Origin of the sequence: Cellulomonas sp. B6, assembly GCF_001462455.1 — a bacterium.
Classification (GTDB): Bacteria; Actinomycetota; Actinomycetes; order Actinomycetales; family Cellulomonadaceae; genus Cellulomonas.
This window is the reverse complement of sequence record NZ_LNTD01000094.1, coordinates 1-21,920: the sequence shown is the minus strand read 5'-3', so window position 1 is coordinate 21,920 and position 21,920 is coordinate 1. Positions and strand designations below refer to the sequence as shown.

The window sequence follows — 21,920 nt, the reverse complement described above, 5'->3', positions numbered from 1 at the left end:
CCCGACGACCCCGTCGTCGTGCCCGACAACGTCGGCGGCGTGCGCGAGGCCGTCGAGCACCTGCTGTGGCACGGTCACACCGCGATCGGCTTCCTGGGGAACCTGGGGCAGCGTGACATGCGGGAGCGGTTCGCGGCCTACCGGTCGACGCTCGCCGAGCACGGCATCGAGTCGGACGACTCCTGGTGGTACGAGGCGTCGGACAACCAGGAGCTCGGGGGAGCCGACGCCGCGGCGCGCATGCTCGCAGCCGGGTCGCCCACGACGGCCGTCATCGCGGCGACCGACCGCAACGCGGTCGGGTTCCAGCGCGCGCTGCGGTCGCAGGGGCTCGTGCTCCCGCGCGACCAGGCCGTCGTCGCGTTCGACCACGCCGACTCCGGGGCCCGCGTGAGCCCGCGGCTCTCGACGGTCGACCCGCACTTCGGGCGCGTGGGGGAGCAGGCCGTGCACCTGCTGCTCACGCGCATGCACGGCGAGGACGTCGCACCGGGGGAGCACCGTGTCGCGTCGTCGCTGGTGGTGCGCGAGTCGTGCGGCTGCACCGAGGTGACGTCGGGTGCGACGGCCCCGCCGCAGGACGAGGACGCCACCGGGGGAGCGCTCCTGCGCCGGCTCGCCGACCTCGCGTTCGCCGGTCCGGTGGGCTCGGGCGCGTCCCGGCGCTCGGGCCACGACGCCCGCGAGGCGTGGTGGCGCGCCATCGAGGAGCCGCTCGACGTCGCGGCGGACCGCGGTGCGGCGCCGGCGCCCGCCGCGCTCGGACGCCTGTCCGACCTGACGGCGGCGCTGCAGCCGCACCCCGAGGCGCTCGAGCAGATGGTGACCGTGCTGCGTGCGGTCGAGTGCCGTCGCGTCGCTTCGCTGCCTGCGGCGCGCGCCGACAACGGCCCCGCGCTGCGCCGCGCGGTCACCGACGTGCTGCTCGCGGTCACCAAGGGCTGCACGCGCGCGATGCTCGCCCGCAGCGGTCAGCTCGAGCGCACGATCGTCGACCAGTACGAGGTCGACATGGACCTGCTGCGCGGCGACGGCGCGAGCCCGCGGGCGCTGGGCTGGCTGCCGCGCGGCGTGCGCGGGCACGCGTGCCTCGGCCTGTGGGCGAGCAACGACCGTGGTCCGGGCGACCGCGAGATGGAGATCGTGGGGGTCCACGACACCACGGGCACGCTCTCGCGCCTGGTCGGCGTGCGCACGACCGCGAGCCAGTTCCCGCCGCCCGCGCTCACGCGCGCGGGCACGGTCGGGTCGAACGAGCTGACGTTCGTCGTCCCGGTGACGTTCGGCGGCAGCGACTGGGGCCTGCTCGCGATCGACGGGACCGTCGAGACGCGCTCGACGCAGCCTCGGGACCGGTTCAACCACTGGGCGGCGCTGCTGGCGGTCGCGCTCGACCAGGAGCGGCTGCTGGCCTCTCTGCGTGAGCAGCGCAAGGCGCTCGAGCAGGCCGCGGCCCGTGAGCGAGCGCTGGCGGACACCGTGCGCGAGAGCGAGGAGCGCTACGCGCTGGCGTCGATGGCCGCGCACGACGGCACGTGGGACTGGGACGTCTCGGCGGGCACGGTCTACTACTCGCCGCGGTGGAAGCAGACACTCGGCTACGCCGACGAGGTCATCGGCGACCAGCCGGCGGAGTGGCTCGAGCGCGTGCACCCGGCCGACCGCGACGAGCTGTCGGCGGCGATCGCGGCCCAGCTCGGGGGTGGTGGCACGCCGCTGGAGCTCGAGCACCGGGTGCGCACGCAGTCGGGCGACTACCGGTGGATGATGTGCCGCGCCGTGACCGTGCTCGACGACGCCGGTTGCCCCGCGCGGCTGGTCGGGACGCTCGTCGACGTGACCGAGCGCAAGGAGGCCGAGATCGCGCTGCAGCGCGACGCGTTGCACGACCCGGAGACCGGGCTGGTGAACCGCCTGCTGCTGCTCGACCGGCTGGGGGCGGCGCTGCTGCGGTGCCGGCGGTCGCCGGGCTACGACTGCGCGGTCGCGCTCGTGCGCGTGCAGGAGCACGTGGGCGACGACGACCACGCCCCGGACGTGCACCGGGAGGTGGTGCGTCAGCTGCGCCGGCCGTTGCGCGAGGGGGACACGACGGCGCGCACCGCCGAGGACGACTTCGTCATCCTCGTCGACGACGTGGGCGTGGACGGCATGCCCGAGCGTCTGACGGAGCTGCTCGAGCGGCTGCGGCGCGACGTCGGTCCACGTCTCGCGGTGGGGGTCCTGGGGTCGATCCGTGGGCTGCGTGACGCGCACGAGGTGCTGCGCGAGGCCGACATGGTGCTGCTGCGCGGTCAGGCGCGCAGCGACCACCGGACCGCGCTGCGCTGAGCGCGGAGCCGGCGCCGTCCCACCCGGCGTCCCACCCGCAGGCGGGACGCCGTGGGGGCGTCACCGTGTCCGGTGACGCCCCCCACGGGTGATGTGCTCGCTGAGCGGTGGCTCAGCTGAGCGGTGGCTCAGTGCGTGCGGTGCACGCGGTCGGAGCGCGACGGGCGACGTGCGCCCTGCGGCCCGGTCGGGCCGCCGGTGTCGACCCGGATGTGCAGCGGACGGCCCGCGATGCGGGTGCGGGCGAGCTTGTCGACGGCCTCGGGCGTCAGGCCGTTGGGGATGTCGACGAGGGCGAAGCTGCCGTAGATGTCGATGCGGCCGACGTCCTTGCCCGTGAGACCGCCCTCGCCGGTGAGCGCCCCGACGAGCGCACCCGGCTGCAGGCCGTCACGGTGCCCGACGGCGACGCGGTACCGCGGGTTCCCGCTGGGGCCCGTGGTCGTCGCACGCCGACGCGCCCCGGCGACGTGACCGCCGCGGGACTCCTCGGTCCGCGTCTCGCGCGCGTGCTGCACGGCGCTGTCCAGGTCCTCGCCGTCGGCGGCGGCGACCGGACCGTCGTCGCCCACCGCGAGCGCGGCGACGGCGGTGAGCAGGTCGACGAGGTCGATGCCCGGGTTGGCCTCGATGTGCTCGCGCACGGCGTCGCGCACGACCTCGAGGCGCCCGGCGGCGATGCGGTCGGCGGTCTTGCCGAGCAGTGCGGCGGCGCGGTGGGCGCTGACCTGCGCGGGCGTCGGGATGGTGATCTCGGTGAGCGACGTGCGGGTGGTCCGCTCGATCTGGCGCAGGCGCGAGCGCTCGGCGGGCGTGACGAACGTCAGGGCCTCGCCGGTGCGGCCCGCGCGGCCCGTGCGGCCGATGCGGTGCACGTACGCCTCGGGCTCGCGCGGCAGGTCGAGGTTGACGACCAGGCCGATGCGCTCGACGTCGAGGCCGCGCGCGGCGACGTCGGTCGCGACCAGGACGTCGAGCTGGCCCGAGCGCAGCCGCTCGACGATCCGCTCGCGGTCCGCCTGCGCGACGTCGCCGGAGATGTGGGCCGCGGCGACGCCGCGCTGCACGAGCGCGTTGCCGACCTCCTCGGCGTTCTCGCGGGTGCGGACGAACACGATCGCCGCCTCGGCCTCGCTCACGGCGAGCACGCGCGCGAGCGCGCCGGTCTTGTGGCGGAACGGCACCACGGCGTACGTCTGGCGCACGGACTCGACCGTCGAGGACTGGCGCGACACCGCGACGGACACGGGGTCCACGAGGTGCTTGTCGGCGACGCGGCGGATCTGCGGGGGCATCGTGGCCGAGAAGAGCGCGACCTGCCGACCCGTGGGCGTCCCCGACAGGACGCGGTCGACGTCCTCGGCGAAGCCCATGCGCAGCATCTCGTCCGCCTCGTCGAGCACGAGGAACTTCACGTCGGCGAGCTTGAGGGTGCGGCGGTCGATGTGGTCGATGACGCGGCCCGGGGTGCCGACGACGACCTGGGCACCGCGCGCGAGGGCGCGCTGCTGGGGCAGGTACGGCGACCCGCCGTACACCGCGACGACCTGCAGGCCGTCGATGTCGGCGGCGAACGACGTGATCGCGTCGGCGACCTGCATCGCGAGCTCGCGCGTGGGGGTCAGCACGACCACCTGCACGGCGGCGAGCGACGGGTCGACCCGCTGGAGGAGCGGCAGGCCGAACGCGGCGGTCTTGCCGGTGCCGGTCTGCGCGACGCCGACGACGTCGCGGCCGGCGAGCAGCGCGGGGATGGTGCGGGCCTGCACGGGCGTCGGTGCCGTGAAGCCGAGGCGGTTCACCGCCGAGAGGATGTCGGGGGCGAGGCCGAGGTCGGCGAACGTGCCGGTGTCGGGCGTCGTGGACTGGGCAGCGGGCAGCGCAGAGCTCATGGAGAACCGTTCTGGTGGCAGTGGGGGAGGTCCGGGACGTCGTCTCGACGGTTCCCGACGTCGCTCGCCCCCGGTCCAGACCACGCGCCGATGACGGCGCACGCACGTTGCACGATGCGGGCGGTCGGTGCCGGCTGCGCCGGCGTCCGCCCCACGAGAGGGGATGCGACAGACTCCAGTTGTCCCTGACAGCGTACCCGCACCGGGCGTGGGCGCCCCGGGAGCGGCCGGGTGACGTCGCGCACAGGCGGGGGCACCCCGCTCAGCCCAGGTCGCGTGCCCGACCCTCGATGGCCGGGCACGCGTCCTGCACGACCACCACGCCGGCCGCGCGGGCCCGGGCGACCGCGTCGTCCGCGTGCACGCCGAGCTGCAGCCAGACCGCGCGCGCCCCGACGGCGACGGCCTCGTCCACGACCGCGCCGGCGCGGGCGCTGTTGACGAACACGTCGACGACGTCCGGCGGCTCGGGGAGGTCGGAGAGCGTGCGGTACCCGCGCGCCCCGTGGACCGTGGCCGCCGCCGGGTGGACGGGGACGATCGTGTGCCCCAGGCGCTGCAGGTAGGCGGACACGCCGTACGCGGCACGCGCGGTGTTGTCCGAGAGCCCGACCACCGCCCAGCGGGCGGGCGAGCGCAGCAACGCGTCGACGTCGTCGGCCCGCGGCGGTGTGACCATGCCTCCGAGCCTGCCAGGCGTGCGCACGGCTCGCGCGGGACGTCGGGCCACCGGCCCCGCGAGAACCCCACGAGAGCCCCGCGGGTGGCGCGCCGCGGACCGCGACGCCGGGCGCGACCTGCGGAGGCATAGGATCCCCGCAGGACGTCGACGGGGGAGGTCGTGGCGGAGGACTCGCCGGTCAGTGCACGTGTGCTCACCGTGCCCAACGTGATCAGCCTGGCACGGCTGCTGCTCGTGCCGGTCTTTGCGTGGCTGGTCGCGGAGGGGCACGACGCGTGGGCCCTCGTCGTGCTCGCGGTCTCGGGTGCCAGCGACTGGCTGGACGGCGTGCTCGCGCGCCGCATGCACCAGGTCACGAAGCTCGGGCAGATGCTCGACCCGGCCGCCGACAGGCTGTTCATCCTCGTGACGCTGATCGCGCTGTCGTGGCGCGGGGTGGTCCCGCTGTGGCTCGTCGTCGTGCTCGTCGCACGGGACGTGGTGCTCGCGATCATGCTCCTGGTCCTCGCGCGCTCCGGCTACCCGCCGCTGCGCGTGCACCTCGCGGGGAAGGCCGGGACCTTCGCGATCATGTACGCGTTCCCGCTCCTGCTGCTCTCCGAGTGGCCCTCCGCGGTCGGCATCGTCGCGGGCGTCGTCGGCTGGGGCTGTGCGCTGTGGGGCGTCGGCCTGTACTGGTTCGCCGGCGCGCTCTACCTCACGCAGGCCGCGGCGGTCCTGCACGCCGACGCACGCGCAGGGCGTGCGACGAGGGCGTCGTGAACCGTCGGCACGCCCAGGGGTCGACCCGCGCCGCCGACGCGTCGATGACCCTCATCAACGAGGTCTACCGGACGCCCGTGGACCCGGCGTACGCCGAGGCCGCGGCGCGGCAGGCGGCGGGCAGGGCGCCGCGACGCACGCTCCGGGGGTCGGTCGCGCTGCTCGTGCTCGCGGTCGCGCTGGGCGCGTTCGCGACCACGGCGGCCGTGGCGCTGCGCCGCCCCGCCCCGGCCGCCCTGCAGGCCCGCACGCTCCTCGAGAACGAGATCCGCGACAGGACCGCCGCCGCCGACGAGCTGCGCCGCACCAACGCCGAGCTGTCGGCGGAGATCGCCCGGCTGCAGCAGAGCGCGGCCTCGACCGACGACCCGGAGCTGTTCGCGCAGCTGCAGCGGGACGCCGTGGCCGCCGGGGTCGTGCCGGTGACGGGACCGGGCGTGCGCGTCGTCCTCACCGACGGCGCGCCCGCCGCGGACGCCGCGCCCGACGACGCGAGCGCGCTCGTCCTCGACCTCGACCTGCAGGTGCTGGTGAACGGTCTGTGGGCGGCGGGCGCCGAGGCGGTCGCCGTCAACGGCGAGCGCATCACGACCACGACCGCCATCCGCAGCGCGGGCGCCGCGGTCCTCGTCGACAGCACGGCGCTGAGCAGCCCGTACACGGTCGAGGCCGTCGGGGACGCGGTCGCGATGCAGACCGCGCTCGCCCGGACGTCGGCGGGCCAGCACCTCGCGTCGCTGTCTCAGTACGGCATCACCGTGAAGATGTCCTCCCAGCGCTCGCTGGAGCTCCCGGGGCGTGGGCAGCTGACGCTGCGCTCGGCGCGGGTGGCCGACGGGGCGGTCGACGGCTCGGGCGACGGCTCGGCCGCGGGGGACGGGAGCGACGCCCCTGCGTCGTCGTCGGATGTGGCAGGGTCGGGGCGTCACGACGGAGAGGGGGCGCGGTGATCGCGCTGATCGGGCTCGTGCTCGGGGTGGTCGCGGGACTCGTCATCGAACCGACCGTGCCCGCCGACCTGCAGCCCTACCTGCCGATCGCGGTGGTCGCGGCTCTCGACGCCCTGTTCGGCGGGCTGCGCGCCTACCTCGACGGGATCTTCGACGAGCGGGTGTTCCTGACCTCGTTCCTGTCGAACGTCGTCGTCGCCGCGCTGGTCGTGTTCCTCGGCGACCAGCTGGGCGTCGGGTCGCAGATGACGACGGCGGTCATCGTGGTCCTCGGCATCCGCATCTTCTCCAACGCCGCCTCGATCCGCCGGCACCTGTTCAAGGCATGACGGAGGACCGGACGCCTCGGCCCGACGACGACGGGCCCGGCGCGCACGAGCTCCCGGACGACGGCCCGGTCATCGACCCGGACGACCCGCTGGGCCTCGGCCCGTCGTCCGACGACGACCAGCGCACCGGGGTCGAGTCGCCTCCCACGGTGCCGGTGCGTCGTGTCGCGCCAGCCCTGCCCGGCGGTGCATCCGCGACGGGACCGGGGGAGACCGGCCCCGGTGCGACGGACGCGGGTGCAGCAGGAACGCCGGACGGGCGCGACGCCGTGGCCGAGGGCGGTCCGGCGGCACCGGGCGCCGTCGTGCGGCCCGCGCGCTCCGGCTGGGCGCGGCTGGGGCACGCGATGGCGCCGCGCACCACGCAGGGTCAGCTGCTCACCGCGGCGCTGTGCGCGCTGCTCGGGTTCGCGCTGGTCGTCCAGGTGCGCCAGACGTCTGAGACGCAGCTCGGCGCGCTGCGGCAGAACGAGCTCGTCCGGCTGCTCGACGAGACCACGACCCGCACCGACGAGCTCGAGCGCGAGTCCCGCGACCTCCAGCGCGAGCGCGACGAGCTGCTGTCCGGCTCGGACCGGCAGCAGGCGGCGCTCGACGCCGCCCGCCGCACGGCGGCGATGCAGGGGATCCTCACCGGACGTCTGCCCGCGACGGGGCCGGGGGTGCGCATCACGCTCACGGAGCCCGACGGTGCGATCCGGCCCGCGACCATGCTGCACGTGCTGGAGGAGCTGCGGAACGCGGGAGCCGAGGCCATGGAGCTGAACGGGCAGCGGATCACCGCGAGCAGCGCCTTCACGGGACGCGCCGGTGCGGTGCTCCTCGACGGCGTCGTCCTGGAGTCCCCGTACCGCTGGACGGTGATCGGCGACCCGGACACGATCGCCCCCGCGCTCGAGATCCCCGGTGGCGCCTCGGCGCGCGTGCGCGCCGACGGCGGCCGCGCGACCGTCGAGAAGTCCGACGAGGTCGTCGTCTCCGCCGTGCGCGTCCTGCCGGACCCCGTGCACGCGACCCCGGTCGAGGGTGGCGACTGACCCGGACCGGCGACCGGCGGCCGTGAGTCACCCGCGTGGCGGGGCCGGTGGGCTGCGCACCTGCGCCGACACCGCATAGGGTGAGTCCCTCAAGGCCGGGCCGGGGCGAGCACGTCGCACGGTGCCCGAGACCGACACGGGAGGTGCGCATGAGCGACGATCGACGGCTGCCGGACGCTGGTCAGCCGGCGTACCGGGGTGACGGCCCCGACACGACCGTCAGCTTCGGCTCGCTCGAGCCCGTCGAGGTCGAGGCTCCCGCCGTCGGCCTGACGAGCGACGAGGCCGCCGCGGTCCACGCGCTGCCCCCGACGTCGGCGCTGCTGATCATGCAGCGCGGACCGAGCTCGGGTGCGCGGTTCCTGCTCGACGCCGAGCGCACGACCGCGGGGCGCAGCACCAGCGCCGACATCTTCCTCGACGACGTCACCGTCTCGCGCAAGCACGCCGAGTTCGCGCGCGACGGCCTGCAGTTCGTGGTGCGCGACATCGGGTCGCTGAACGGCACGTACGTCAACCGCACGCGCATCGACGCGGCGGTGCTGCGCCCCGGCGACGAGGTGCAGATCGGCAAGTACCGCATGACGTTCCACCCCAGCCCGCACCGTGACGCGTCCTGAGCGGGCGGTGAGCCAGGCCGAGGTCGAGGCCGACGAGGCGGGGTCGCCGGAGCCGTGGCCGCGGGGCATCTCGCGGCGCGCCTCGATGCGGATCTCCGACGTCCTGGCCGCGCTGCGCATCGAGTTCCCGGCGGTGACGACCTCGAAGCTGCGGTTCTTGGAGGAGCAGGGGCTGGTCGCGCCCGTCCGGACCCCCGCCGGCTACCGCCAGTACTCGCCCGCCGACGTCGAGCGGCTGCGGTTCGTGCTGCGGCAGCAGCGGGACCGTTACATGCCCCTGAAGGTCATCGGCGAGCGGCTCGCGGCGCTGGACGCGGGCGTCGACGACGAGGAGGCGCCCCGGGCGCGGCTCGCGACGCGTGACGGTGTCGCGTCGGCCCCCGACCGTCTGACGGCCGCACGCCTGGCGCAGGACGCGGGAGTCGAGGTGACGGTCGTCGACGAGCTCGTCGCGCAGGGTGTGCTGCGCCCCAATCCCGGCGGCGTCTTCGACCCCTGGGCGCGTGAGGTCGTGCTCGTCGCGGCCGCGCTGGCCGACCACGGCATCGACCCACGGCACCTCCGGGCCTTCCGCGCCGCGGCGGACCGGCAGGCGGACCTGGTCGACCAGGTCGTCGCACCGTGGCGCGGTCAGCGCAGCGTGTCCGCACGTGCCCGCGCCGGCACCCTCGCCGCCGAGGTCGGGGAGCTGTGCGCGCGCATGCACACCGCGCTCGTGCGCTCGGCCGTCCACGACATCGCACCCTGACGTCACGCCGTGGCACCCCGTCCGGCCGCGGCACCGTGCCGCTCGGGCGGCCCTCGCGTCGCGCCCGACGTAGCGTGGGGGTGTGGGAGGCGTCGAACCCGAGATGGTGCCGGTCGAGGTCGTCGGCGTGCGCACGCACCTGGCCGACGACGAGATCGTCGTGCTGCTCCTCGACCCGGACGCCGCGCTGATCGTCCCGATCCTCATCGGCCCGGCCGAGGCGACGGCGATCGCGTCCGCCCAGGCGGGGATCGTCCCCCCGCGCCCGATGACGCACGACCTGCTGCGCGACGCGCTCGTCGCGGCGGGGGCCCCCGTGGGGCACGTCGAGATCACGCACCTCGACGAGGGCGTGTTCCACGCGGCGCTCGTGCTGACGACGGGGCGACGCGTCGACGCGCGCGCCTCCGACGCCATCGCCGTGGCGCTACGGTTCGAGTGCCCCGTCCTGTGCTCCGCCGAGGTCGTGGCCCTCGCGGGGGTCGAGGTGCGGCCCGCCGCGAACGAGGAGGACCTGGCGGAGTTCCGGGAGTTCCTCGACCAGGTGTCCGCGGAGGACTTCGAGACCGGGCACGAGCCCGGTCCGGGGAGCGGCGAGCGGAACGGTTGAGCCGACCGGGTGACGCGGACCTTCGACCTCCACCTGAAGGTGAGACATCGCGCACACGACACGCCGGGGGTCGTTCGTTGCGGACCCGACCCCGCGGGCCTAGCGTGACAGAAGTTCCAGCAGAGAGCGTGCGCCCCACCGGCGGACGTCGAGGGAGGACCCCGTGATCAGCAACGAGAGCGCCGACGGCGCCGGCGCTGTCCCGCAGCACGCGCAGGGTCTGCTGTTCGACGACGACCTGCCGGACCTCGACGTCTCGACCGGCTACCGCGGCCCGACCGCGTGCCGAGCCGCCGGCATCACCTACCGCCAGCTCGACTACTGGGCGCGCACCGGGCTCGTCGAGCCGTCCGTGCGTCCGGCGACCGGCTCGGGCACCCAGCGGCTGTACTCCTTCCGCGACATCCTCGTGCTCAAGGTGGTCAAGCGCCTGCTGGACACCGGCGTCTCGCTGCAGCAGATCCGGTCGGCCGTCGGGCACCTCCGCGAGCGGGGGGTCGAGGACCTCGCCCAGATCACGCTGATGTCCGACGGCGCGAGCGTGTACGAGTGCACGTCGCCCGACGAGGTCATCGACCTCGTGCAGGGCGGGCAGGGCGTCTTCGGCATCGCCGTCGGACGCGTGTGGCGCGAGGTCGAGGGCACGCTCGCGCAGCTGCCCACCGAGCGCGCCGAGGACGAGTCCACCGCGCCGGCGCCGCAGGACGAGCTCGCGCTCCGGCGCCAGGCGCGTTCCGCCGGCTGACGGGTCCACGTCGCACACCAGAAGCCACCTCGTCCCGGGGTGGCTTCTGGCTTCTGGCGTGCTTTGACGTGCGGGAGGTCAGCGACGGGGCGCGCGCAGCGCGCGGTCGAGGAGCTGGTCGAACACCCCGGCCAGCTCGGCAGCGGCCGCACCGGGCCACGCGTGCACGGGCTGCGCGGCGCCCTGGGCCTGCTGCAGCGCGGCGCGCTCCGGGACGTGAGGAGACAGCACGAGCGGGCCGTAGAGGGTCTGGAGCTCCTCGAGCCGGTACGCCTGCTCGATGGACCGTGCCCGCACCCGGTTGACGGCGATGCCGAGCGGCTGCAGCGACGGCGCCGGGCCGCGTCGCAGCTCGTCGATGGTGCGCATCGCGCGGCCGACGGCCATCACGGCGAACAGGCCCGGTTCGGTGACGACGACGGCGCGGTCGCACGCCGTGAGGCCGGTGCGCGTCAGACCGCCGAGCGACGGCGGGCAGTCGACGAGGACGAGGTCGTACCCGCTGACCCAGGACAGCGCGTAGCGCAGCCGGTCGGCGTCGGCGTCGTCGACCCGGTCGTGCAGCACGGAGCGTTCGGACCCGGCCAGGACGTCCAGGCCGTGCTCGGCCCACGACGACGGCGCCGTCGCCGCGGCGACGGTCTCGGCGGACGGCTCGTCGAGGACGGAGGCGACGTCACCCGTGCCGCGGGCCGTCCCCAGCGCCATCGTCGAGTCGCCCTGCGGGTCGAGGTCGACGACGAGCGTGCGCAGCCCCCGCTCGAGCGCCGCGGAGGCGAGCCCCAGCGTCACGGAGGTCTTGCCCACGCCACCCTTGAGGCTGCACACACCGAGGACCAGCACGCGGCAACCGTAGCCGGGCGGGCGCGTGCCCACGAAACCCCGGCCCGACACGCCGCACTCGGGCCACCCTGGATGGGCGGACTCGTCCGGATCTCGGCAGGATGTCCCCATGAGCCTCACGTTGACCAGGCACGGGCACGCCTGCGTGCGAGTCGCGACCGACAGCGGCGCGCTCGTCGTGGACCCCGGGGCGTTCAGCGACCTCGCGGCTGCGCTCGAGGGCGTCGAGCACGTGCTCGTGACCCACGCGCACCCCGACCACCTCGACGCGGTCGCGCTGGCCGAGCGCGACGTGCACGTGCACGGCCCCGGGCAGGTGCTCGACGCGCTCGCCGAGGCGGGCGTCCCCCCCGAGCGGCGCCACCTCCTGACACCGGGCGACCGGCTGGAGGTGGCCGGGGCGGTCGTCGAGGTGCTCGACGCGCCGCACGAGGTCATCCACCCGGAGGTGCCGCTGCCGACGAACGTCGCGCTGCTCGTGGACGGGGTCGTGCTGCACCCGGGTGACGCGTTCGTCCGGCCGCCGGCGGGCGTCGTGATCGACGTGCTGCTCGAACCGGTCGGTGCGCCCTGGCTGCGGGCGGCGGACATGGTCGAGCACGTGCGTGCCGTCCGCCCGCGCCGCGTCGTCCCGGTGCACGACGGCACGCTCAGCGAGGCGGGGCGCTCGCTTGCGCTGTCGCTGCTCGGCAGCCTCACGGAGGCTGAGGTGCTGACGCCCGCACCGGGGGAGCCGGTGCTGGTCGGCTGACGTCGCGGGGCGACGTGCGCGGGTCCGTCGTCCCAGGGCGGCCCCGGCGACGACTCGGGCATGCTGGTGCGGTGACGACGTCCGACCTCGATCCCCGTGCGGCGCTCACGGTCAGACCGTACGAGCGCCGGGACGAGGCGTGGGTCCGGGCGTGGTTCCGCGACCCCGAGCTCGACCGGTGGCTCGGCCCTGTCGACGACGACTGGTGCGCGCACGTCGAGGCCGAGACGCAGGGCGTGCAGCTGGTCGTCGAGCACCAGGGTCGCCCCGTGGCCCTCGTGGGCGTCGAGTGGGACCCGCGCGGGGACCGGCACGCCGTCACCGACGTCGCGGTGGACCCGTCGCGACGCCGGACCGGGACGGGCCGCACCGCGCTCGACGCGGCACTCACGTGGCCCGGACACCCGGCGGCGACCGGGTGGGTGGCGTTCGTCGACCCCGAGAACACCGCGGCGCTCGGCTTCTTCGGCGCGCTCGGCTGGACGGCGGGCGCGGTCGACGACGGTCTGCGGTGCATGACGAGCCCGACGGGCTCCGCGCACCGCGGCCTCCCTGCGGTCGCCGGCCCGCGCCCGCGCGGCTAGCGTGAGCGCGGCGGAAGGAGCCGGAGATGTCCGAGTCGTTCGACGTGCAGGTGCCGGAGCTCGAGTACGACGAGACGGTGCCGCCGCGCCCCGAGGAGGAGGTCGCCGACGTCGCACGCGCGACGCCGGACCCCGCGGGGCACGGCGACGCGCAGGACGCGCACGCGGTCGGTCCTCAGGGGTGAGGCGCGCCGCGGGCCCCGAGGGCCGTGCGTGGGGCATGCTGTGCCGGTGCTGATCCGACGCGTCGACGAGGACGACTGGCCCATCGTGCGCGACGTGCGCCTGCGGGCGTTGCGGGAGTCGCCCGACGCGTTCGGCGCGTCTCTCGCGCGCGAGGAGCGGTTCACCGAGGCGCACTGGCGCATGCGGCTGCGCACGAGCCCGACGTGGGTGGCCGTGGACGACGACGGTGCTGGGCGTGGGCTGGTGTCCCTCGTGCCGGAGCCGGGGTCGCCCGAGGACGACCGACACGTCGTGTCGCTGTGGGTCGCGCCGGAGTCGCGCCGCCGCGGGCTCGGGTGGTCGCTGCTCGACACCGTGGTGCGCGCGGGCGCCGAGGAGGGGGCCCGCACGGTGTCCCTGTGGGTCCTCGACGACAACGCGGAGGCGGTCGACCTGTACGTGCGGGCGGGGTTCACGCGGACGGGCGAGAAGCACGTCCTCCCGCGCGACCCGTCCCGCACCGAGGAGCGCTACGAGCGGCCGGCGAGCCCGGGCGGCCTGGTCGGCTGAAGGTCCTCCCGGGAGCTGCGCTCAGTCCGTGCCCGGCTGCCAGCGGAAGCGGGCGACGAGACCGGTGAGCCGCGGCACGCGCTCCAGCACCCGCAGCAGCGCGAACCCGAGGACGCCACCGACGACGTTGAAGAGCAGGTCGTTGACGTCGGCGACGTGACCGCCGCCGAGCGTGTGCGCCGTGACGAGCTGGACCACCTCGATGGTGAGGCTGAGGCCCGCGACGACCGCGGTGACGCGCGGCCACGACGGTCGGGCCAGCGCGAGCGCGACCAGGATCCCGAGCGGCACGAAGACGCCGACGTTCATCAGCGCGTCGTCGAGCTCGTACCCGACGATCGGCACGAGCTCGAGGTGCGCGTCCCACGCCGCGTGGCCGGAGGGCTTGTCGAGGTAGATCGGGAAGACGGTGTTCGCGACGACGCCCGCGACGTACACGCACAGCGCGAGCGCGACGGCGGCCCGCGGCACGGTCAGTCGTCGGCGACGGTGCAGCAGCCGGAGCAACGCCACGGACGTCGCTGCGGCCAGGGGGACGACGACCGGAAGCACCGGTACCTGCTGGAACACGCGGGGTCCGCTCTCTCGGGTCGGTCGTGCGGGCCGTCGGGGGTGACGTCGTGCGCACGGGGCCGCGTGGGCGCGGCCCCGCAGGACCGTGCCACCGCCGCGCCGCCTGCACGTCCCCCTGGGGGTGGACGCCCGACGGCGAGGGGTCGGACGCCGGGCGGGCACGGGCGCGATCAGGCGTCCCGGACGCGCAACGACGCGTGGGCGGCCAGCGTCGTCCACAGGGTGAAGACGGCCATGACCGCGAGCCCGGTCAGGGCGGGCAGCCGTCCGGAGGCCACCGTGGCGTAGGACGACTGCCCTGCCGTGGTCGGCCAGTAGGTCGCTGCGAGGTCGCCCAGCGCGCCGGGGAGCCCGGGGGCGAGTGCCGGGACGAGCAGCGCCACGGCGACCACGATCGCCAGGGCGCCCGAGGAGCTGCGGGTGAGCGTCCCGAACGCGAGACCGAGGACGGCCGTCAGGACGAGGTACGCGGTCGCGCACGCGAGCGCGCGGACGGTGGCGGGGTCCGTGGGGTCGGCGGTCGGCAGGCCCGCCGCACCGAGGGCCGCCTGGCTCGCGCCGAAGCTCGCGGCCACCGTGACGACGGCGGTGACGAGCGCCAGCAGCACCGCGACCGCGAGCTTCGACACGAGCAGCGCAGCACGGCGTGGCGCGACGGTCAGGGACGTGGTGATCTGACCGCTGGCGTACTCGCCGGTGATGAGCTGGGCGCCGAGCGTGGCCAGCAGGAGCTGTCCGACCAGGACGCCCTTGAAGGCGATGGCGGTGGGGTCGAAGTCCGACGGCAGCGCCGCGCGCCAGTCGGCCAGCAGGCCGCTGACGCCGATCAGGCTGACGACCACCGTCACCACCACCGTGCTCGCCGCCAGCAGCCACGTGCCGCGGACGCTGCGGGCCTTGATCCACTCCGAGGCGAGCAGGTTCATGTCAGGCGGCGTCCTTCCGGGTGGAGGTCATGGCGAGGAACGCGTCCTCGAGCGAGTCGCGGACGGCGGTGAGCTCGGACAGCTCGACGGACGCCGTCGCGGCGACGTGACCGACGTCGTCCGTGGTGGCGCCGGTGACGACCAGGGCGCCGGTCCCGTCGTCCCGGGCGTGCAGGCCGGCACGGCTGAGCGCGACGTGCAGCCGTGCACGGTCCGGGGTCCGGGTGCGCACGTGCTCGGTGGTGCGGTCGGCGATGAACTCCGCCAGCGGCTGGTCGGCCAGGAGGTGCCCGCGGTGGATCACGACGAGGTGGTCGGCGGTGAGCTCCATCTCGCCCATGAGGTGGCTCGAGAACAGGACGGTGCGCCCCTCGGCCGCGAGGTCGCGCATGAGCGTGCGGGCCCACCGGATGCCCTCGGGGTCGAGCCCGTTGAGCGGTTCGTCGAAGATCACGACCCCGGGGTCGCCGATCAACGCCGTGGCGATCCCGAGGCGCTGCTTCATGCCGAGCGAGAACTCGCCGGCCGGGCGGTGGGCCGCCTCGGCGAGGCCGACGCGCGCGAGCGCCTCCGCCACCCGACCGCGGGGCATGCCGCCCGCGGCCGCGACGGCGGCGAGGTGGTCCCGAGCCGTGCGGCGCGGGTGCAGCGCCCGCGCGTCGAGCATCGCACCGACGACCTGCGCGGGGTGCGGCGTCTCGGCCAGCCGCAGCCCCCCGACGGTGGCTGCTCCGCTCGTGGGGCGGTCCAGGCCGAGGAACATCCGCAGGGTCGTGGACTTGCCCGCGCCGTTGGGTCCGAGGAACCCGGTGACGCGGCCGGGGCGGACCTCGAAGGTCAGACCGTCGACCGCGACGGCTCGTCGGTAGCGCTTGGTGAGCGCGTGGGCCTGCAGGACCGCCGGGGAGCTGGGGGGCATGGGAGCGACACTACACCGTGTGGTGTACCACTGCACCGGTCGGTGTAGCGTGGCACCGGAGCGCGCGGGAGGAGCACGATGACATCGACGGACGACAGGCCGGTCCGTGCCGGGCAGGCGCACAAGCGGGCGGCGATCCTGACCGCGGCCCGCGAGCTGTTCGTCCGGACGGGGGTCGAGCGCACGAGCATGGACGCGGTCGCGGCACGCGCGGGCGTCTCCAAGCGCACCGTGTACGACTACTACGGCGACAAGCGTCGGCTGCTGCTCGGCGTCGTCGAGGAGGCGGGGGAGCGGGCGGTCGCGACGTTGCGGACGCTCGTCGACCAGCACCTCGGGCCGGCGGGCGCGCCGCTCGACCCGTCCGACCTGCCGCGGGCCTTCACCGCGCTCGCGCGCGACCTGGGGCGCGCGCAGGTCCTGTCGCCGGACTACCTCGCGGCTGTCCGCCTCGTCGGCGAGAACGAGTCGTCGCTGCCCGAGCTCGAGGACCACCCGCTCGAGGCCGCGCACTCCGCCGTGCTGAGCATCCGGATCGCCGAGCTCGCGGAGGCGGGCCTGCTCGCCGCCGCCGACGCCGCGCTCGCCGCCGAGCACTTCCACGCGCTCACCACGCTGCGCGTGCTCAACGAGCCGACCCGGCGGCGCACCGACGCCGCGCACGTCGAGCGCATCATGACCGACGGCGCGCAGGCGTTCCTGCGGGCCTACGCGCCCCGCGACGGCGCGGCAGCATGAGCGTCGCGGCCGAGTCGCCGGACGACGCCGCCACGAGCGCGCACCGGGCCGCCGCGCTCAAGGAGCGCATCTACGTCGCGTTCACCGTGCTCGCCGTCGTCATCACTTTGCAGGCGCACGACGCCGGCACCACACCAGGACGTGCGCTGGGCACGCTCGCGATCGCCGTCGCGGCGACCATCTGCACGGTCTACCTCGCCGACCTGCTCAGCCACATGGTCGTGCACGCGCACGTCCCGACGGCCGCCGAGCACCGGCGGATGGTCGTGAGCACGCTCGGGGCCGGGACGGTCGTGGCACCCGCCCTCGTGAGCATCGCGGTGGCCGGCACGGGCCTGTACCCGACGTCGACCGGCCTGCTCCTGGCGATGGCGACCACCACCGCGACCCTGACGGCAGTCGGTCTGCTGGCGGTCCGCAGGCTCGCCGTCCCGCGCCGCCAGCGCCTGGTGGTCATGGCAGGCGAGGTCGCGCTGGGGCTGCTCGTGCTCGCCCTCGGCCTGCTGGCGCACGGGTAGACGACGGTCCGGGCGCCGGGGTCGCGCCCACGGCAGGGGAGAGGAGTCCTGATGGGCGAGGCGGACCAGCGGGTCGCGGTGGTGGGCCCGGGGGCGATCGGGACGACGGTCGCGGTCGCGCTCCACGAGTGCGGGCGGACGCCGTTCGTGGCCGGCCGTACCGCGCGAGGCGAGCTGCGCCTGGACACCGGCGACGGGCGCGTGGTCGCACCTGTCGCGGTCCGGACGGAGCCGCGCGAGGCGGACGGGCCCGTCGACCTCGTGCTCCTGGCCGTGAAGGCCACGCAGACGACCTCGGCCGAGCCGTGGCTCACGGCCCTGTGCGGACCGGGAACCGTCGTGTGCGTGCTGCAGAACGGGGTCGAGCAGCGGGAGGCCGTCGAGCCCCTGGTGCCCGGTGCGACGGTCGTGCCGGCCGTCGTCTGGTTCCCGGCGACGCGCGACGCCGACGGGACGGTCCACCTGCTGGCGGCGCCGCGCCTCACGGTGCCGGACGAGCCGGGCGCCGATGCGGTCGAGCGCGCGCTGCGGGGGAGCCGCTGCATCGTCGAGGTCGCGACGGACTTCACGACGATCGCGTGGCGGAAGCTCCTGCAGAACGCGGCGGCCGGCTTGATGGTGCTCACCGGGCGGCGTGCGGGCATGTACGCACGGGACGACGTCGCCGGGCTGACGCTGGCGTACCTGCGGGAGTGCCTCGCGGTCGCCCGGGCTGCGGGCGCCGATCTGGGTGACGACGAGCCCCGGCGCGTCCTCGACGGCTTCGCGGCCTCGCCGCCCGGCCGGGGGACGTCGATCCTCGCCGACCGCGAGGCCGGGCTACCGCTCGAGTGGGACGTCCGCAACGGCGTGGTCCAGCGCCTGGGCGGTCGGCACGGCGTGCCGACGCCGATCAGCGACGTGGTCGTGCCGCTGCTGGCCGCCGCGAGCGACGGACCCGGGTGACGTGGGGGTGCGTGGGCGGTGGGGCCGGCTACCGCCCGGAGCGTCACGTCCGTGACCGGGCCTCATCCACCGGCTGCGTGCGACGTGCGGCATGCTGCTGAGGTGAACCCCGACCTCGTGCTCGCCGACCTGCGTGCGGTCGTCTTCGACGTGGGGGAGACGCTCGTCGACGAGTCACGAGCGTGGAGCGAGCAGGCAAGTGCTGCTGGCGTCACCCCGTTCAGGCTCATGGCGGCGATCGGATCGGTGATCAGCCGGGGACGCGACCACCGAGATGCCTGGGCGCTTCTCGGGGTCGCGCCGCCGGGTCTCGCGCCTGACATCCGCACGGGTGATCTCTACCCGGATGCGCTCGACTGCCTCCGCGCGGTGCGCGCGGCGGGGCTCGTGGTGGGGGTTGCGGGAAACCAGCCCAGGGAGCGGAGGCCGCCCTGAGGGCAGCCGGCGTCGACGTCGACTTCGTGGCCGCCTCGGCGACATGGGGCGTCGCGAAGCCGTCGCTCGAGTTCTTCCGACGCGTCGTCCAAGAGACACAGGCCGACCCGCGCCACGTGCTGTACGTCGGCGACCGCGTCGACAACGACATCCGTCCCGCACGTGCCGCAGGCCTGCGGGCCGCGTGGCTGCGACGCGGACCCTGGGCGCTCCTGCAGCAGCCTCGTGCTGACGAGGCGCGGCCAGACCTTGAGCTCGGCGACCTGACGCAGCTCACCGATGAGCTGTCGCGCAGCACCTCGGGCGGCTGGCGCCGTGCCGACCCCTGTCTGCGCTCGGACGTACTCGCTGGGCGGGGAGATACGCAGGACGCGTTCTGACATAATGCACATTATCGGCGTTACGCGGGGGGTGTCCGCTCGGCGCGATGGCGGGTGTCCGCCGACTGGCTCGTGATGCCGTCAGTCCCGCGGCGCCCAACCCGCCGCGAGCCGGTCGACCACCGCGTCGAGCGTGCCGCGTGGGTCGGCGTCGTCGGCGGCCAGGTCAGGGATCTGCAGGACGTAGCGCGCCAGGGCTCGCAGATCGGGGTCGTCCGCGACGCGACCCGCCTCGGCGGCCAGCGCGGCGGCGAGCCGGGACTCGCAGGACTCCCACTGGCGGCGCGCGTAGACCCGGAGCTGCGGCGTGCTGACGATGAGCGCCAGCAGACGGTGCTCGTCGGGCGATGCGTCGTCCTGGAACAGCCCGCGGCTGCGGAAGAAGACCCGGAGCGCCTCGAGCGCCGCCGTCAGGCTGCCCGTGCCGGCCACGGCCGTCTCGAGCGACCGTGCCCGCTCGTCCTCGTCCGGCGTGTCGCCGAAGACGAGTGCCTCCTTGCCGTGCGGGAAGTGCTTGAACAGCGTCGTGACGGCGGTGTCGGCCTCGGCGGCGATCTGCGCGACGGTCACGTCGTCGTACCCGTGCTGGAGGAACAGGTGGCGCGCGGCGGCGACGAGCGACCGTCGTGTCTGCGCCTTCTTGCGCTCGCGTCGGCCCGCATCCGTGCCGGGCGCCCCGGTGCTGCTCGTCATGCGACCACGGTACCGAAGGCGACGTGACGCACAGAACGTCGTCACTTTGCATGTGTAGTGCCTACACTTACGGAGTCGCTGCGCTTTCGCTCGGCATGTTCTCCTCGCCGGAGGTCCCGATGTCCGACTCCCCCTCGTCGCCCGCCGCGGTGACGCACACCCCCGCCGGGCCGACCCCCGACGACCCGCCCACGTTCTACCCGCGGTCGCGCCTGTGGGCGATCCTCGGGCTCGTCCTGCTGGCCGACGCGCTGGACATGATCGACTCGACCGTCACGAACATCGCCGCGCCGTCGATCGTCGCGGACATCGGCGGCGGGCCGGGGCTCATCAAGTGGCTGGGCGCGTCGTACGCCCTGGCGCTCGGCGTGCTGCTCGTCGTCGGCGGGCGGCTCGGCGACAAGTACGGGCAGCGCCGCCTCTACCTCGTCGGGATGACGGGCTTCACGGTGGCCTCCGCGTGCGCCGGCCTCGCCACGAGCCCCGGCGTCATGGTCGCGGCGCGGGTGATGCAGGGCGCCTTCGGCGCGCTGCTGATCCCGCAGGGCATCGCGATCATGTCGCGCACGTTCCCGCGCAGCATGCTGCGCGCGGCCTTCGGTCTGTTCGGGCCGCTGCTCGGGATCGCCGCCGTCGGCGGTCCGATCCTGGCCGGCTTCCTCATCGACCTCGACGTCGCCGGCCTGGGCTGGCGTGCGGTCTTCCTCGTGAACATCGTCCTGGGCGGCGTGGGGATCCCGCTGGCCTGCTGGCTGCTCCCCCGCGAGCCGCGCAGGAGCGCTGACGCGCGTGGCGTCGTCATCGACGCCAGGGGCTCGGCCGCGCTCGCCGTGGCGATGTTCGGGCTGATGTTCGGCCTCATCGAGGGCCCCGAGACGGGCTGGGGCGTCACGGCCGTGGCCGCGCTCGTGGCCGGGGCCCTGGGGTTCGTCGTGTTCGTCCGCCGGTTGCGGACCGCGCCCGACCCGCTGCTGCGACCGTCGCTGTTCGCGAACCGCGGCTTCACGGCGGGCCTCGTCATGGGGCTCGTGTTCTTCGCGGCCACGAGCGGCCTGATGTACGTGCTCTCGCTGTTCCTGCAGGGCGCCCTGCACCGCACCCCGGGCGAGGCGGCGCTCGCGCTCATGCCGCTCACGCTGGGGATCATGACCGCGGCCTTCGCGTGCATGGGCCTGATGGCCCGACTCGGCCGCACCCTGGTGCTCGCCGGGCTGACGATCACGCTCGTCGGTGTCGGGTGGTTCCTCGCGCTGGTGCTGACCCAGGGGCTCCACCTGGGCACCTGGGCGATGGTCCCGCCCGTGTTCGTCATGGGCCTGGGCCTCGGTGCGTGCTTCGGGACCATCTACGACATCGCCCTCGGTGACGTCTCCGCGGACGAGGCCGGCAGTGCCAGCGGGTCCCTCAGCGCCGTGCAGCAGCTCGCCAACGGCGTCGGGTCCGCCGCGGTGACCACGGTCTACCTGGCGGCGCTCGGCACCGGTGAGGACACGGCGGTCGACGCGCTCGCCGTCGCGCTCGTGGTGGTGCTGGTGATCACCGTGCTCTGCCTCCCCGTCGCCCGGCTCCTCCCCCGCCACGCACCCGTCGAGAGCCACCCGGCATGACGCGCTGCACCACGGGCGTCCGGGGCGATCGGCCGCCCGTGGTGCACCCCGCACCGCGGACGCTGGTCCCGGCCCGGTCGTCCACGCGCGTGACAAGGTGGGGTCGAACCCTGCCGTCGCTCGCCCAGGAGGCACGCCCGTGGAGACCCGCCCCGTGCAGTCGAAGGTCGGCGACGTCGGCGCCACGTCGCCGATCGGCTCCCGTCGCATGACGGCCCCGTCGCTGATCCTGGCGGCTCTCGCGGTCGTGGTCGCGATCTCGGTGCTCGCCGAGCACGGCAGCCCCGTCGTCGCCGCCGGCTTCGCGGCGGTCGGCGCCGGGGGGCTGCTGGCGGCACGACGGCTCTGGCGTCGCCCCTGACGCGAGGCGGACGCCATCCGTGCCTGCTCGCACGGGTGTCGCTCGGCTGCGGTGCGCCCAGCCGACCACAAGCGTATCGAACACGTGTTCGATGCACAGATCGTCGTAGGTGGCTCCGCTGTCCCGTCGGACTCCCCCAGGCTCGCCGCATGCACACCGACGACGACACCGCGTGGTCCGCCCCCGGGCCCGACGACGACCTGTCC

The 21,920-nt window shown here is 75.0% G+C and carries 27 protein-coding genes; 20 read left to right on the top strand and 7 right to left on the bottom strand.

What is annotated here, in order from left to right:
• A partial coding sequence (locus ATM99_RS09140) for a substrate-binding domain-containing protein (protein ID WP_062102591.1) occupies positions 1 to 2,331 on the top strand: 2,331 nt, incomplete at its 5' end.
• Positions 2,332 to 2,459: 128 nt separating this feature from the next.
• Here ATM99_RS09140 and ATM99_RS09135 read toward each other — a convergent pair.
• Together ATM99_RS09135 and ATM99_RS09130 are read right to left on the bottom strand one after the other, a co-directional pair.
• A complete protein-coding gene (locus ATM99_RS09135) occupies positions 2,460 to 4,223 on the bottom strand; it encodes a DEAD/DEAH box helicase (protein WP_062102590.1) in 1,764 nt (587 codons plus the stop codon).
• A 262-nt stretch (positions 4,224 to 4,485) separates the two neighbouring features.
• Positions 4,486 to 4,902, bottom strand: coding sequence for a CoA-binding protein (locus tag ATM99_RS09130; RefSeq protein WP_062102589.1), 417 nt, complete (start codon positions 4,900 to 4,902; stop codon positions 4,486 to 4,488).
• 162 nt (positions 4,903 to 5,064) lie between these two features.
• Between ATM99_RS09130 and ATM99_RS09125 the strand changes: the two genes are divergently transcribed.
• The 8 genes from ATM99_RS09125 (at position 5,065) to ATM99_RS09090 (ending at position 10,706) form a co-directional block, all read left to right on the top strand.
• On the top strand, positions 5,065 to 5,667 hold the full coding sequence (locus ATM99_RS09125) for a CDP-alcohol phosphatidyltransferase family protein (protein ID WP_062102588.1): 603 nt from the start codon (positions 5,065 to 5,067) through the stop codon (positions 5,665 to 5,667).
• Positions 5,664 to 6,617, top strand: coding sequence for a DUF881 domain-containing protein (locus ATM99_RS09120; RefSeq protein WP_150118219.1), 954 nt, complete (start codon positions 5,664 to 5,666; stop codon positions 6,615 to 6,617). Before ATM99_RS09125 ends, ATM99_RS09120 begins: the two co-directional genes overlap by 4 nt.
• The gene (locus ATM99_RS09115) at positions 6,614 to 6,946 is read left to right on the top strand and encodes a small basic family protein (protein WP_062102587.1); all 333 of its coding nucleotides are present in this window, start codon (positions 6,614 to 6,616) and stop codon (positions 6,944 to 6,946) included. The genes ATM99_RS09120 and ATM99_RS09115 overlap by 4 nt, the downstream gene beginning before the upstream one ends.
• On the top strand, positions 6,943 to 7,983 hold the full coding sequence (locus ATM99_RS09110) for a DUF881 domain-containing protein (protein ID WP_062102586.1): 1,041 nt from the start codon (positions 6,943 to 6,945) through the stop codon (positions 7,981 to 7,983). The genes ATM99_RS09115 and ATM99_RS09110 overlap by 4 nt, the downstream gene beginning before the upstream one ends.
• Before the next feature lie 149 nt (positions 7,984 to 8,132).
• A complete protein-coding gene (locus tag ATM99_RS09105; RefSeq protein ID WP_062102585.1) occupies positions 8,133 to 8,603 on the top strand; it encodes an FHA domain-containing protein in 471 nt (156 codons plus the stop codon).
• A 7-nt stretch (positions 8,604 to 8,610) separates the two neighbouring features.
• On the top strand, positions 8,611 to 9,351 hold the full coding sequence (locus tag ATM99_RS09100) for a MerR family transcriptional regulator (RefSeq protein ID WP_062102595.1): 741 nt from the start codon (positions 8,611 to 8,613) through the stop codon (positions 9,349 to 9,351).
• Positions 9,352 to 9,454: 103 nt separating this feature from the next.
• Positions 9,455 to 9,961: a bifunctional nuclease family protein gene (locus tag ATM99_RS09095; protein ID WP_062102584.1), complete on the top strand. Its 507-nt coding sequence runs from the start codon at positions 9,455 to 9,457 to the stop codon at positions 9,959 to 9,961.
• Positions 9,962 to 10,124: 163 nt separating this feature from the next.
• Complete coding sequence (locus ATM99_RS09090) at positions 10,125 to 10,706, top strand: MerR family transcriptional regulator (RefSeq protein ID WP_062102583.1); 582 nt, start codon at positions 10,125 to 10,127, stop codon at positions 10,704 to 10,706.
• A 78-nt stretch (positions 10,707 to 10,784) separates the two neighbouring features.
• On the opposite strand, the gene ATM99_RS09085 is transcribed toward ATM99_RS09090, so the two are convergent.
• A complete protein-coding gene (locus ATM99_RS09085; RefSeq protein ID WP_062102594.1) occupies positions 10,785 to 11,549 on the bottom strand; it encodes a ParA family protein in 765 nt (254 codons plus the stop codon).
• 109 nt (positions 11,550 to 11,658) lie between these two features.
• On the opposite strand from ATM99_RS09085, the gene ATM99_RS09080 reads away from it, so the two are divergent.
• From ATM99_RS09080 to ATM99_RS09070, 4 genes are all read left to right on the top strand, one after another.
• Positions 11,659 to 12,300, top strand: a complete 642-nt coding sequence (locus ATM99_RS09080; protein WP_082659480.1) for an MBL fold metallo-hydrolase — start codon at positions 11,659 to 11,661, stop codon at positions 12,298 to 12,300.
• 71 nt (positions 12,301 to 12,371) lie between these two features.
• A complete protein-coding gene (locus tag ATM99_RS09075; protein ID WP_082659478.1) occupies positions 12,372 to 12,884 on the top strand; it encodes a GNAT family N-acetyltransferase in 513 nt (170 codons plus the stop codon).
• Between the two features lie 26 nt (positions 12,885 to 12,910).
• Complete coding sequence (locus ATM99_RS19295; protein ID WP_190278808.1) at positions 12,911 to 13,069, top strand: hypothetical protein; 159 nt, start codon at positions 12,911 to 12,913, stop codon at positions 13,067 to 13,069.
• Positions 13,070 to 13,115: 46 nt separating this feature from the next.
• Complete coding sequence (locus ATM99_RS09070) at positions 13,116 to 13,619, top strand: GNAT family N-acetyltransferase (RefSeq protein ID WP_062102593.1); 504 nt, start codon at positions 13,116 to 13,118, stop codon at positions 13,617 to 13,619.
• Between the two features lie 21 nt (positions 13,620 to 13,640).
• On the opposite strand, the gene ATM99_RS09065 is transcribed toward ATM99_RS09070, so the two are convergent.
• The 3 genes from ATM99_RS09065 to ATM99_RS09055 form a co-directional block, all read right to left on the bottom strand.
• Positions 13,641 to 14,189: a VanZ family protein gene (locus ATM99_RS09065; protein WP_062102581.1), complete on the bottom strand. Its 549-nt coding sequence runs from the start codon at positions 14,187 to 14,189 to the stop codon at positions 13,641 to 13,643.
• 173 nt (positions 14,190 to 14,362) lie between these two features.
• Positions 14,363 to 15,118, bottom strand: a complete 756-nt coding sequence (locus tag ATM99_RS09060) for an ABC transporter permease (RefSeq protein WP_062102580.1) — start codon at positions 15,116 to 15,118, stop codon at positions 14,363 to 14,365.
• 1 nt (position 15,119) lies between these two features.
• Complete coding sequence (locus ATM99_RS09055; RefSeq protein WP_062102579.1) at positions 15,120 to 16,037, bottom strand: ABC transporter ATP-binding protein; 918 nt, start codon at positions 16,035 to 16,037, stop codon at positions 15,120 to 15,122.
• 78 nt (positions 16,038 to 16,115) lie between these two features.
• Between ATM99_RS09055 and ATM99_RS09050 the strand changes: the two genes are divergently transcribed.
• The 5 genes from ATM99_RS09050 to ATM99_RS19700 all read left to right on the top strand — a co-directional run bounded on the left by ATM99_RS09050 (position 16,116) and on the right by ATM99_RS19700 (position 19,053).
• A complete protein-coding gene (locus ATM99_RS09050) occupies positions 16,116 to 16,775 on the top strand; it encodes a TetR/AcrR family transcriptional regulator (protein ID WP_062102578.1) in 660 nt (219 codons plus the stop codon).
• Positions 16,772 to 17,293, top strand: a complete 522-nt coding sequence (locus ATM99_RS09045) for a hypothetical protein (RefSeq protein WP_062102577.1) — start codon at positions 16,772 to 16,774, stop codon at positions 17,291 to 17,293. Before ATM99_RS09050 ends, ATM99_RS09045 begins: the two co-directional genes overlap by 4 nt.
• Before the next feature lie 51 nt (positions 17,294 to 17,344).
• Positions 17,345 to 18,238: an oxidoreductase gene (locus ATM99_RS09040; RefSeq protein WP_062102576.1), complete on the top strand. Its 894-nt coding sequence runs from the start codon at positions 17,345 to 17,347 to the stop codon at positions 18,236 to 18,238.
• Positions 18,239 to 18,340: 102 nt separating this feature from the next.
• Complete coding sequence (locus tag ATM99_RS19705; RefSeq protein ID WP_223304926.1) at positions 18,341 to 18,673, top strand: hypothetical protein; 333 nt, start codon at positions 18,341 to 18,343, stop codon at positions 18,671 to 18,673.
• Positions 18,674 to 18,699: 26 nt separating this feature from the next.
• Complete coding sequence (locus ATM99_RS19700; RefSeq protein WP_255356815.1) at positions 18,700 to 19,053, top strand: HAD family hydrolase; 354 nt, start codon at positions 18,700 to 18,702, stop codon at positions 19,051 to 19,053.
• 81 nt (positions 19,054 to 19,134) lie between these two features.
• Here the strand turns inward: ATM99_RS19700 and ATM99_RS09030 are convergent, their stop codons facing one another.
• Complete coding sequence (locus ATM99_RS09030) at positions 19,135 to 19,746, bottom strand: TetR/AcrR family transcriptional regulator (RefSeq protein ID WP_062102575.1); 612 nt, start codon at positions 19,744 to 19,746, stop codon at positions 19,135 to 19,137.
• Between the two features lie 119 nt (positions 19,747 to 19,865).
• On the opposite strand from ATM99_RS09030, the gene ATM99_RS09025 reads away from it, so the two are divergent.
• Positions 19,866 to 21,353, top strand: coding sequence for an MFS transporter (locus tag ATM99_RS09025; RefSeq protein WP_223304924.1), 1,488 nt, complete (start codon positions 19,866 to 19,868; stop codon positions 21,351 to 21,353).
• A gap of 139 nt (positions 21,354 to 21,492) precedes the next feature.
• A complete protein-coding gene (locus ATM99_RS09020) occupies positions 21,493 to 21,714 on the top strand; it encodes a hypothetical protein (protein ID WP_062102574.1) in 222 nt (73 codons plus the stop codon).
• Positions 21,715 to 21,920: the final 206 nt, after the last annotated feature.

Coding starts and splice junctions, on each gene's coding strand:
- ATM99_RS09095 (WP_062102584.1), top strand. CDS start 9,455: ATGGTGCCGGTCGAGGTCGTCGGCGTGCGCACGCACCTGGCCGACGAC.
- ATM99_RS09110 (WP_062102586.1), top strand. CDS start 6,943: ATGACGGAGGACCGGACGCCTCGGCCCGACGACGACGGGCCCGGCGCG.
- ATM99_RS19295 (WP_190278808.1), top strand. CDS start 12,911: ATGTCCGAGTCGTTCGACGTGCAGGTGCCGGAGCTCGAGTACGACGAG.
- ATM99_RS09045 (WP_062102577.1), top strand. CDS start 16,772: ATGAGCGTCGCGGCCGAGTCGCCGGACGACGCCGCCACGAGCGCGCAC.
- ATM99_RS09040 (WP_062102576.1), top strand. CDS start 17,345: ATGGGCGAGGCGGACCAGCGGGTCGCGGTGGTGGGCCCGGGGGCGATC.
- ATM99_RS09060 (WP_062102580.1), bottom strand. CDS start 15,118: ATGAACCTGCTCGCCTCGGAGTGGATCAAGGCCCGCAGCGTCCGCGGC.
- ATM99_RS09080 (WP_082659480.1), top strand. CDS start 11,659: ATGAGCCTCACGTTGACCAGGCACGGGCACGCCTGCGTGCGAGTCGCG.
- ATM99_RS09105 (WP_062102585.1), top strand. CDS start 8,133: ATGAGCGACGATCGACGGCTGCCGGACGCTGGTCAGCCGGCGTACCGG.
- ATM99_RS09050 (WP_062102578.1), top strand. CDS start 16,116: ATGACATCGACGGACGACAGGCCGGTCCGTGCCGGGCAGGCGCACAAG.
- ATM99_RS09055 (WP_062102579.1), bottom strand. CDS start 16,037: ATGCCCCCCAGCTCCCCGGCGGTCCTGCAGGCCCACGCGCTCACCAAG.
- ATM99_RS09135 (WP_062102590.1), bottom strand. CDS start 4,223: ATGAGCTCTGCGCTGCCCGCTGCCCAGTCCACGACGCCCGACACCGGC.
- ATM99_RS09130 (WP_062102589.1), bottom strand. CDS start 4,902: ATGGTCACACCGCCGCGGGCCGACGACGTCGACGCGTTGCTGCGCTCG.
- ATM99_RS09030 (WP_062102575.1), bottom strand. CDS start 19,746: ATGACGAGCAGCACCGGGGCGCCCGGCACGGATGCGGGCCGACGCGAG.
- ATM99_RS09025 (WP_223304924.1), top strand. CDS start 19,866: ATGTCCGACTCCCCCTCGTCGCCCGCCGCGGTGACGCACACCCCCGCC.